Genomic DNA, 10,087 nt, shown 5'->3' on the forward strand with positions numbered 1-10,087 from the left:
CTTTGTTAATCCACATCAACAACTCAAAGGGAAAACTCCTGCTGAAGCAGCAGAGATTGATCTCCATTTAGGACAGAACAAGCTTCTTGATCTCATAAGATGGAGAGCAAAAATGCAGATGACGAAGAGATGACAATGTCCTGTACAATCAAAAAGTGATGAATAGAGACAAAAGCAACATTTATATAGAAGAAGAAGCAGAAAAAAATGAAGCACAAATAATCATTGTAAAAATAGAGGTGAATAGTGTGGAAAAATCTTTATCTTTCAAAAACAAAAAAGCGCAGGGCGCGTTAGAATTTTTAATGACCTATGGTTGGGCATTTTTAGTTATTCTCATTATGATTGGGGCGCTGGCATATTTCGGTGTCTTGAGTCCAACAAAATTCTTGCCAGAACGATGTACATTTGGATCACAATTTCTTTGTAAGGATTATTTAATGAGTTCAGATGGCTCAACAGGAGATGTTACTGTAAAACTACAGAATAATCTCGGACAAGCGATTTATGTGAATAATACGCTGACAAACTCAACATCACCAGAAGGATTTGGAGGATGTGTGGTGACTATTTATGATTCTGCGGGATCAACAGATATTGGCGCAGATGGCTCTACTCCCGCAGCTGTTTCAGATGGAGGATTTTTTGTCGTGAGCGCGGCAGATTGCGCGAATTTAGGAGGAATGACGCAAGGTTCTAAATACAAAGTGAGTGTTGATGTCAATTATTATACCGCAACATCTTCCAGCGCGTTTGGTCATACAGTAAGTGGAGAATTATTCTCAAACGTGGAAACAGGATAAGTTTCTGTTTTAACTTTTTATTTTTTTCATTAATCGCTAGCTTTTCTTAACACACTCCGGTTTATTCGCCCTACTGGCTTTTGAATCCCCAATCTTTTTTATTTTACAATAAAGGATAAATTGTGTAGGTGGACTTTGCGAAGCGAATCTGTAAAGCAGTGCGTGTTAAATAAAATAAGGTGCAAACAAACCAGAAAACCTTCCTTAGTAGCAACTTTTATATACTGGTTCCACCTATGATATAATGGGGTGTAGATGCGGTATTTTGTGCTACTCTGTATACGACTATAGTTCTATACAGCGAATTGCCAATGCCGTGGGACAATGGTCATCTTATTTGACATCTTTAATTTACCGGAAGATATTTATGAAGTTATCTTCGCGACACCGCAGCAAAAGATAGTGGGTAAACTCCTCATCAAAATGATGAAAGAAAAAGGCGGTGAGATCACAAAAACAGAAATGTCGCTGTTTGCGATGCAGCTTCATGACGGCACATTTGTCGCAGAGCTTGACGAACCAGAATATAAAAACAAAAAAGTAAAATTAAGTTACAATAAACGCCAATTCTATGATAGAATCTTAACTCCCATGAAAGGCATGGGACTTATTGATTACGATCTCTACAAAAAGACGTATAAAATTTCTGACAAGTTTAACAAAGCGTTAATCAAAATTGGACTCATGTGGGTCAGAGAATATAGAGAAGTGGAAGCGATGTTGAATAAGAGATAGAATTATCGAAAAGCTTAAATATTTCAGTATCAAAAGCTATACTATGAGTCTCAAAAGAAATATAATTGATGGAGCAATGCTGTTGTCCATAGTTTTGGCAGTTGCGACGTATTTATTCTTTCAAAATTTTCTTGTAGCTTTTATCTTATTTGTAATTGCTATTACGGTCGGCTGGTTTAGACGTGCTCTTTATAGAGTAATTCCAAGCCACTGAATCTAACATGGAAATTCCAGAATATATTAGATTCGATTTTTTATTAGTAATTATAGGAGTTGCTTCGTTTTATCTTGCACAAATGAATAAAGAACTGGCTCCATTCATTCTCTTAGCAGGAGCAGTACTGTTCGTAATTGGAATTGGTTTTGTGAAATATAATTATGACTTAGATATGGAAATTAAAGAGTTAGATTATGCAAAGAAGAAAACTGAGTATTCTTAATTTTTTGAAAGCAAGGGACTATTGACAAAGAAAAGTAAAGAAGAGCACGAAAAAGATGTTAAAGAAATAATTAACAAATAGTATTCTTACCGCTTCATTCGCACATCAATGTCTTCTGCGATTTTCCGCAATGTTGTACAGGTTCGCTTCATATCTTCTTCAAGTTCATCAATGAGCGCGGAAAGATTATTGACGCGAAGCATATATCCTTTTTTCTCGTAGACAACAAGCCCAGTCTCCATGAGTTTATTGATGTGGTGCACCACAGTTCCACGTGTCAACGCAAGTCGTTCAGCGAGTTCATCGCTCGTGATGCTTCTGTTTGTTTTTGTTGCCTTCAAGAGCTCGATAAAAATACGAAAGCAACTTTTGTCTTTGTCGCGAAGATTGAATAATCCTAAAGAAGAACCAAACCACTGCAATTCCTCGTTGAGCGAAGGCGTCTCTGGCCGTCGCATACGAATAATAGTAATCCTCTGTTGAATCAATGCCATAAGGAAAAGATGAAGAAACCATTTATTTAAACTTTGTGGCGAAGAAACTTACTGTGCCCAGCTTGGAAGCATTGGCGTGATGCTTGGTCCTAGAAGATCCCACGCGTATGGAGCAACAATAATTAATACACCGATAATGATGGTATGGTACCATTTTTCACCGATACGACCAACAATCGCCGCGGCTCCTCCAATTTTTACCATCGCGACAATACCAATGACAATACGAACACCAAGATCAACCCAAAGATTTTCTGTGAGGGAAAGGTTCAGCAACCCGAAAACAAAACTGATGTTCATACTGACAAAAACAAAGAACATCGTGAAAGGCAACGCGTGCATCGCGTGCATGAACCAGCCCATGCCTACTTCGTCTTCATGAACAAAGAAAATTTCAACAAGACCGATAATAATTCCCACGACCAATGCAGGGACTAAAACAATTCCTTCCAATGCCATAATAATTTTAGAATAAAAGAGGTATATAAAACTTTGTGTTTGATTCACAGCAAGCTTTATATATTGCGCTTCCCTGAAAATAGAGTGAATTGTCAAAAAGAGGAAAAGAAGTGATGAAACGCGTACAAAAATTCTCACTCACAGCAGTATTGGTATTTCTGCTCAACATCACCATAGTCCACGCAGCGCTGATGGATCCAGTCACCAGTAAATTGCGATATATTTTCTTTAACCTTGGAACAACAGCAGCATTTTCTGTCTGGCTGAAATTTGCGTTCTTCATCATTATTTTCGCAGTACTTCATGGCGCAGGGATGAGAATTCCTGCGTTGGCAGAAGGACCAATGAAACGCGCGGTCGCGGTGATCGCGTTTGTCATCGCGCTTACCACAGCGATTCTTGTTCCGTACAAATTAATGCTCTACATTTTTAGAATGTATCACGCGCTGCTTGTTATTTTGTTCGCGATGCTGCCTGCTGGAATTGGATTTGTCATTAATCAAAAACTGCTCGCTGGAGATGACCGTCTGCACAGGATACTCCGCGGCATTATTTACATTCTCATCACTATATTTATTTTCGGATTGATAGGAAATATTCAAGCAAACTCTTCTCCTGAAACACAACTCTACAGAGACTTGACAGAACCATTAATGTGGGGAGGCATTCTCGCATTAGTCGCGGGATTTTATAATTTACTTATGGCGCTTGGCGGGGATAAAGTCGTGGAAGCGATAGGAGAAAAGCTTGGCGCAAAAAAAGAAGAAAAGAAAGAAGAGAAAAAAGAAGAACACCCTGAAGGAGATGGAGCACATCCTCCAGGAGATCATCCTCCCGCAACACCAGCGGAACGTATTGAGGATATTAGAGCATTTCGAACAAATTTACGGCAACTACGAGAGCATGTCATCAATGCACAGAATGCAATAGATCAAAATCAAGATATACTCATTACAGAAATAGACAATGTTTTACAACAAATTCAAGCAGCGAGAGGAACGCCAGGAGGAGTTCCACCTAACATTATTCAACAGCGAGATCAACTTTTTCAACAAGCGCGACCAATTGCGCAGCAAATAATGCCAATCATCCAGCAAGCGCAGCAAGAAATTGCAACAGGGCAAAATCTTATGAACACAATCCTTGGAGATCATACCGCATATCAAACACTGCCACAAACCCCAACAAGAGATATGTTTGAAGACGATCTCGCAGTGTTTATTCAATTACAAGACGCGACATGCGGAGCATATAGTATCTTAAATAGAGTAATGTGAAAACTATGGTAACAGCACCAGCAAAAGAAGATCATGGAAAAGACGCAGGGAAGAAACCTGCTGAGAAGAAAGGAGAACTTGTACCTATAGAAAGAATGCTCGATGCATTATATGAGGGAGTTATTACAACATTAGAGGATGTGCCAAAGCATAATGATGTGTATGGCGAGAAGAAGCCAAAGATAGAAGAAGCATTGAAACATTTAATGAAAACAAAAGAAATTCTTGAAAAGCTCCCCCGCAAAAAACCTGCCGAGCCAACAACAAAAGTAAAACCAAATCCACAAGAGATTGAGAAGATACGGGAAGTAATCAATAAATTTATTCCGTATGTTCAGCAAATGCAAAGAAATGGAGAAATGTTTCGTGCAGACTTTACAAATCTCAAAACAATGGAAGAAGGAGCAAGAAAGATAGAAGCTGCTCTTGTGCTTGCAAATGGAATGATGAGAGCATTCCAAGAAATAAAAGGCGTAAACGCAAGCGTTCAGGGAATACTCAAAAACGAACAATATGGATTTGTCCCCGATGCAGAACAGAATGTGTTTGAAGAAGCGCTTGTCATGTTTTTGTTTGAGTTTAATTCATTTACTTACAATATAAATTATGCGCTACGCTACACCATCACAAAAGAGGAAGACAAAAAGGCAGTAGATACAGCAAGAAAAGCAGTGCTTGATGAACTCAAAGCAGTTGCCGATGTTTCTGAGAAAAATAATGAGAAGTTCAGAAAGAAGAAAAAAGAAATTCTTAGCCAAGTAGAACAAGCAAAAGCATTAGAGAAAGTTATCAAAGAAGAAGAAAAAGCTGAACTTGAAAAGCTCAAACTTCTCCAGAAAAAAGCAGAACCAATTATTGCTGCAATCAAAGATGAAATGAAGAAACTTCTTGACAGCATCGGAAAACAAGATAACGCGTTCGACGCTTTTAATAAATTAGAAACAATCACAGTCAAAGAGCTGAAAGAACTTAAAGAAATCCCTGAAAAAATAAATGCAGAAGTAGGAAAAATCAAAGCTGCCTCTGAAGAAAAAGCTCGACTGCAAGCAACAATTCCTCAGTCAGGAACAGAAGCGTTTAAGAAAAAAGCAGAGCAAATCCGAAAATTGGATGCGGTTGTTGAAGCAAGCAAAAAAGAGATCAAAGCGCAGCTTGACGCGTTCAAGACAGGTATTAGTATGGAGAAAACACTTGGAAGAGATGAAGTGATCAGACTAAACATCATCGTTAATAGCACGCAAGAAATAATCAGCATCGCAAATCAGATGGAAGACACGCTCAAAGAAAAACTTCTTGCGTTCCTGCAAAGCGATCAAGGAAAAAAAGCATTCCCAGGAGATAGAATAAACAAGGTAACAATTGACGCGCTTGGAGATATTAACAAACTACAAACAATTATAGGAGAAGAACAAGAAGAAAGGAATATGATCGGCACAGTGGGAAGAGTTATGAAAGATCGTGCGCAGAAAGAAGAAGTTGCTCAAAAGAAAATGGAAGAGATAAAAAAAGATGATGCAATCTTCAAAGATGATAAAAATCTTATAAATACAATGCCACGAATTGTAAATGCGTTAAAAGATGAAATAGACAGAATAGCGGGCGCGGAACAAGCGTTAGTCAACGCGCTCGTAACAACTAAAGAGACCGCAAATAAAATAAAAACACAAGTCGCTGCTGTGCAAAATACTGTTGGCGAAGTAGAAGCGCTTCTTCCAGCGAAAGGATTATGGGGCAAGTTATTAAAGATGTTTAAACGCTAATTTTTCTAAAGCACACTATTTAAACCAGCATTCGAATGTGTTCGAATAATATTATGATTTTCTCTATATAGTCTGCATGCCTACTATCCTTCATCCCGAAAGGGAGCGAGTATATTGCGGAGGGATGAAAGATGGTAGGAAAGAATATACCTGGATTAAGTGATGTAGTAAAAGAGCGTGTTGCAGAAATGCGGACAAATCGAGAAATATTTACCGCAACAGCAGAATTGAGAGAAGTACTTCCTCAACTGTACACAGATGAAGCGCGTGCTGAGCTTATATACGATCTTGCACATAAATATAATCTGCCTAATGGATACATAGAACAGGCAGTAAACTATTATGTTGCAGAATGTAGTGGTAGAGCAGCACGGCTAGCATACATAGATTCCTATGATGAGGATGTATTTTTAAGAATAGAAGAAAAAGTTTGGCAGGAAATAAAAAAAAGACCAGATGAACAGGCTGCAAGGAGAAAGGCAATACAAGATAGTGTTGCAAAACCAGAACGAGAGCTTACGTCAAAAGAATATGATATTGCAAGAAGCGACAGAGATATATCCGCTCTTTCCATAGAAGAAGCACTTGATGTTATTGATATATTAGAACAGAGTAGACGAACAGACCAAGCAGCAGACGCAGCAATGAAAATTGGGATTCCACATCTTGCAGTCGAGATCTATGAAAGACGAGGATACTTTGAAGATGCAGCACAAACTGCAGAGCAAGCAGGAATGCTAGAACGGGCACTTAATAATTATGAAGCAGATAGTAAATGGGAAAAAGCAGGAGAAGTCGCAGAAAAATTAGCAACGCAAAAAAGAGCAGAACGCCAAAAGAGAGCAGGAATTCAAAGTATTATCTATGAAGCAGTTGCGGGATCATACACACCTGATGAGAAGAACCTTATCGAGAGAGCAATAACAAATTACGAAAAAGCAAGATGGGTTGAACAAGCAGTGACGGTAGCAGAAAAGATGAACGATCCTGAACGAGTCGTACACATCTACGAAAACGCAAGAAAAGCAGAAGATGCTGCAGAGTACGCATTAAAAAAAGGAATGACAAGAAAATTCTTAGAAATCTGCGAAAAAAAAGGCCATTATGAGATAGCAGAAGGAATCGCGAAAGAGACACAACAAAAAGATCGAGCGCAGCTCTATGAAAAGGTAGACGCGATCATCAAATATGGCCATAACATGGATTTGTATAAAGAGAGAAAACAATTTTTCCTTGGTTTAGAAAGTATGACAGCGGGAGTAGGGAATAATGACGATGAAGGAGATGTTAAAGGAGAAAGAAGAAGTAACACAACAGAACCACAGAGAAGAGAGCATGGTGTTCTCAATTATTGCAGAAGAAGAGTTGATGAATTACGAGATTGTATTCTTGTAGAAGGAGGATACGAAGCAATCAAAGCGTTGTGCGGTGTGGACACGACAGGACAGCTTATCCGAAAAATGGCAATGCCTGCGATTTCTTTGATGGGATTGGTTGGCTCATGCACGACATATATTGCTCATGATGAACAAAAACCTGAAACCCCGCAAATAGTCTATGAAAGCAAGGAACAAGCACCTGAACAAATACCAACGCAAGCAACTATTGCTATGCAGGAAAAATATGAGCGTCCAACTGTTTCAGAAAAATATCAAACAAACAGCACACAACAAAAAGCAAGCAGAGGCTGTGGTCAATAATATTCCTTCCGCAAAGGAAAGTGTTGGAAGAGATTTCTTTTCCAACACTTCTTTCTTCATTGAGGTGAAAGTATGGAAAAGGATAATAAGGAAACAATAGTTGATGTAATTACAGGAGCGATGGTAATTATTGGAATATATACAAATAACAAATATGTGCTATTCTCCACAATAGTACCAATCTGCGTTTCAATAGGAAATTGGTATAACAGAAACCTTTCCGAACCAATAGAAAAACTAGAACTGAAAACAAAAGAGCTCTGTAAAGATTTAAATACAAGAAAAGAAATAGAAAACATAAAAGTTCAGATAATGGAGTTAAAGATGAAAGAAAGTAAAAAAGCAGCATTAAACCCACTTTTATTGATTTGCATTCTTGTCCTGATCATTATGATAATGATGTACTTGCGAGACAAAGGCTTCATCTAAACAAGAACGTATTTAAATCCAGTATTTTTTTTATTTTCTATGAGAACAAAAAGCGTTATCGCCATCTTTTGTATTTTCCTTCTTTTTCTTATTCCAACCTCTGCGCAGAAAATAGGGCACATCACCTTACTTGCGGTGTCTGAGGCAACGCAGACTGGTTCAACAGCAGATTTGTATCTTAGAGTGCAGGAAGGGGGCGGTGGCGTATACATCGATACATTCCCATTAACAAAACTCGACACGCAACTGAGTACGAGATTCGCGCAGCAAATTGCCTGTGATTTTTTAGACAAAGAGTGCACAGATAAAGATTTTTTTTATACTATTCGATCTGACGCGACAATAATAGGAGGACCAAGCGCGGGAGCGGCGCTCGCAACGCTCACGATCGCAATGCTCGACGACCTTCAAATCAATGAATCTGTCGCGATTACAGGAACAATTAACGTAGGGGGATTAATTGGACCAGTAGGAAGTCTCGTTGGAAAGATTGACGCTGCGCAAGAAGCAGGTATGACAAAAGTATTAATCCCTAAAGGAAGCAGGTATGAAGAAAAGCCAGAACATAGTTACAATGAACGGCTTTCAAATATGTCTGCAGAATTTTATCAAATCAACAACGAAACAAATGCGACAGAAGTTGATCTTTTTACATATGGAAGAACAATAGGAGTTGAAGTAAAAGAAGTAGGAACAGTGCAGGAAGCAGTGTATGAAATAACAGGAAAATGGTACGCGGCAAATGAAGAAGAGATTATTCCTGATGAATGGTATACAGAAAAGATGAAAGAGATCGCAGGTGATCTCTGCGGCAGAACACAAACAACTATCAAAGAATATGAAGCGGCAAGAGAAAGCCACCCTACAGCAGAAAATGAAGAAAAGAGAAATCAAACAGAAACCCTCTATGAAGAAGTGCTCAATACAACAATTCGTGCAGAAAACGCAACTGCCTATGGCAAGTATTATGTCGGAGCAAGTACCTGTTTCGGGAACAACATCAGAATCAGCTACGCAACATTAACGGAAACTGGCATTGACAAGAACAGAACAAAAGAAGAAGCAGGAAAGATCAATAGTTCCATCAATGAAATAAACAATATCTTGGAAAATAAAGAGTTAGAAACAATCACAGACTTACAAGCATACTTAGTAGTAAACGAACGCTTGGAAGAGGCAAAAGACACACTGCAACAAATTTACATTAATCTTGCGATAGATCTTGGAAATGAAAGCGCGTATGACATCGCGTATGCGACAGAACGATTGTATAGCGCACATGCATGGGCAGGATTTTTTGAAAATAATGATAAAGAACTCGAATTGGATAATGAAGCAGTGCGAGAAACATGCATTCAGAAAATCGCGGAAGCAGAAGAGCGATATCAGTATGTAAAATTACTAAGCACAGAGCCACTGGATAACATTGTTGGATATTTAGATAGAGCAAATGAAGAATATGAGAAAGGAAATTATGTGTTATGTCTAGATATTGCAAGCAGGGCAAAAGCGAACTTGGATATTATTCTCAGTTTATTTGGAGTCCGTGATGAAGCAGAATTAACCTCGCTTGTCGAAGAGCGATTGCGGTTGGTAAGACAGATTATCAATAAGCAGCAGGAAAAAGGATATTTCCCGATGTTAGGATACAGTTATTATGAATACGCGTCATTTTTGAAAGAGAGTGATCCGTACTCCGCGCTTATTTACGCGCATTACGCGTTGGAGTTTAGTCATCTGGATATGTATTTTAAAGAAAAAGAAATGCGCATCCCACTTCCAGAAGAAGAAAACATACTTTATTTTCTTTTTGGATTAGGAACAGGATTTTTGATCGCGAGCGTCACGATTCTAAGAGCCTATCCCATTAGATTGACCTCCATGTAATTATTCCACATGCGAGATGCAATAATCCTATGTAAGCATCTGGTCTTTTAGACCAACGAATCAATAACCCTCTAAATCGGTTGAACCAACTATGTGTACGTTC

11 protein-coding genes are annotated in these 10,087 nt (G+C 38.6%); 9 read left to right on the forward strand and 2 right to left on the reverse strand.

The window, feature by feature from the left end:
* Nucleotides 1–158: 158 nt before the first annotated feature.
* The 4 genes from HZC31_05950 to HZC31_05965 all read left to right on the forward strand — a co-directional run bounded on the left by HZC31_05950 (nt 159) and on the right by HZC31_05965 (nt 1,978).
* Nucleotides 159–803 (forward strand): hypothetical protein, encoded by a 645-nt coding sequence (locus HZC31_05950; GenBank protein ID MBI5002907.1) that lies wholly within the window; start codon nt 159–161, stop codon nt 801–803.
* Between the two features lie 324 nt (nt 804–1,127).
* A complete protein-coding gene (locus HZC31_05955; protein MBI5002908.1) occupies nt 1,128–1,538 on the forward strand; it encodes a hypothetical protein in 411 nt (136 codons plus the stop codon).
* A 43-nt stretch (nt 1,539–1,581) separates the two neighbouring features.
* The gene (locus HZC31_05960) at nt 1,582–1,752 is read left to right on the forward strand and encodes a hypothetical protein (GenBank protein MBI5002909.1); all 171 of its coding nucleotides are present in this window, start codon (nt 1,582–1,584) and stop codon (nt 1,750–1,752) included.
* A gap of 7 nt (nt 1,753–1,759) precedes the next feature.
* Entirely contained in the window at nt 1,760–1,978 is a 219-nt protein-coding gene (locus tag HZC31_05965) for a hypothetical protein (protein ID MBI5002910.1), read from the forward strand.
* An 86-nt stretch (nt 1,979–2,064) separates the two neighbouring features.
* On the opposite strand, the gene HZC31_05970 is transcribed toward HZC31_05965, so the two are convergent.
* Together HZC31_05970 and HZC31_05975 are read right to left on the reverse strand one after the other, a co-directional pair.
* Nucleotides 2,065–2,472, reverse strand: coding sequence for an HTH domain-containing protein (locus HZC31_05970; GenBank protein MBI5002911.1), 408 nt, complete (start codon nt 2,470–2,472; stop codon nt 2,065–2,067).
* Between the two features lie 48 nt (nt 2,473–2,520).
* A complete protein-coding gene (locus HZC31_05975) occupies nt 2,521–2,931 on the reverse strand; it encodes a hypothetical protein (protein MBI5002912.1) in 411 nt (136 codons plus the stop codon).
* A 113-nt stretch (nt 2,932–3,044) separates the two neighbouring features.
* Between HZC31_05975 and HZC31_05980 the strand changes: the two genes are divergently transcribed.
* The 5 genes from HZC31_05980 to HZC31_06000 all read left to right on the forward strand — a co-directional run bounded on the left by HZC31_05980 (nt 3,045) and on the right by HZC31_06000 (nt 9,984).
* Nucleotides 3,045–4,208: a hypothetical protein gene (locus tag HZC31_05980; GenBank protein ID MBI5002913.1), complete on the forward strand. Its 1,164-nt coding sequence runs from the start codon at nt 3,045–3,047 to the stop codon at nt 4,206–4,208.
* Between the two features lie 5 nt (nt 4,209–4,213).
* Complete coding sequence (locus HZC31_05985; protein ID MBI5002914.1) at nt 4,214–5,968, forward strand: hypothetical protein; 1,755 nt, start codon at nt 4,214–4,216, stop codon at nt 5,966–5,968.
* Between the two features lie 131 nt (nt 5,969–6,099).
* Entirely contained in the window at nt 6,100–7,668 is a 1,569-nt protein-coding gene (locus HZC31_05990) for a hypothetical protein (protein ID MBI5002915.1), read from the forward strand.
* A 72-nt stretch (nt 7,669–7,740) separates the two neighbouring features.
* Complete coding sequence (locus HZC31_05995; protein MBI5002916.1) at nt 7,741–8,097, forward strand: hypothetical protein; 357 nt, start codon at nt 7,741–7,743, stop codon at nt 8,095–8,097.
* 39 nt (nt 8,098–8,136) lie between these two features.
* Nucleotides 8,137–9,984 carry a hypothetical protein gene (locus tag HZC31_06000; protein MBI5002917.1) on the forward strand — a complete coding sequence of 616 codons (1,848 nt, stop codon included), beginning with the start codon at nt 8,137–8,139 and terminating at the stop codon, nt 9,982–9,984.
* Nucleotides 9,985–10,087 lie beyond the last annotated feature (103 nt).

It is taken from the genome of Candidatus Woesearchaeota archaeon, from assembly GCA_016214075.1.
Classification (GTDB): domain Archaea; phylum Nanobdellota; class Nanobdellia; order Woesearchaeales; family DSVV01; genus JACRPI01.

Excerpts from the sequence above, each read along its gene's own strand:
- HZC31_05970 (MBI5002911.1), bottom strand. The coding sequence starts at position 2,472 with ATGGCATTGATTCAACAGAGGATTACTATTATTCGTATGCGACGGCCA.
- HZC31_05960 (MBI5002909.1), top strand. The coding sequence starts at position 1,582 with ATGAGTCTCAAAAGAAATATAATTGATGGAGCAATGCTGTTGTCCATA.
- HZC31_05995 (MBI5002916.1), top strand. The coding sequence starts at position 7,741 with ATGGAAAAGGATAATAAGGAAACAATAGTTGATGTAATTACAGGAGCG.
- HZC31_05965 (MBI5002910.1), top strand. The coding sequence starts at position 1,760 with ATGGAAATTCCAGAATATATTAGATTCGATTTTTTATTAGTAATTATA.
- HZC31_05975 (MBI5002912.1), bottom strand. The coding sequence starts at position 2,931 with ATGGCATTGGAAGGAATTGTTTTAGTCCCTGCATTGGTCGTGGGAATT.
- HZC31_05985 (MBI5002914.1), top strand. The coding sequence starts at position 4,214 with ATGGTAACAGCACCAGCAAAAGAAGATCATGGAAAAGACGCAGGGAAG.
- HZC31_05955 (MBI5002908.1), top strand. The coding sequence starts at position 1,128 with ATGGTCATCTTATTTGACATCTTTAATTTACCGGAAGATATTTATGAA.
- HZC31_05990 (MBI5002915.1), top strand. The coding sequence starts at position 6,100 with ATGGTAGGAAAGAATATACCTGGATTAAGTGATGTAGTAAAAGAGCGT.
- HZC31_05980 (MBI5002913.1), top strand. The coding sequence starts at position 3,045 with ATGAAACGCGTACAAAAATTCTCACTCACAGCAGTATTGGTATTTCTG.
- HZC31_05950 (MBI5002907.1), top strand. The coding sequence starts at position 159 with ATGAATAGAGACAAAAGCAACATTTATATAGAAGAAGAAGCAGAAAAA.
- HZC31_06000 (MBI5002917.1), top strand. The coding sequence starts at position 8,137 with ATGAGAACAAAAAGCGTTATCGCCATCTTTTGTATTTTCCTTCTTTTT.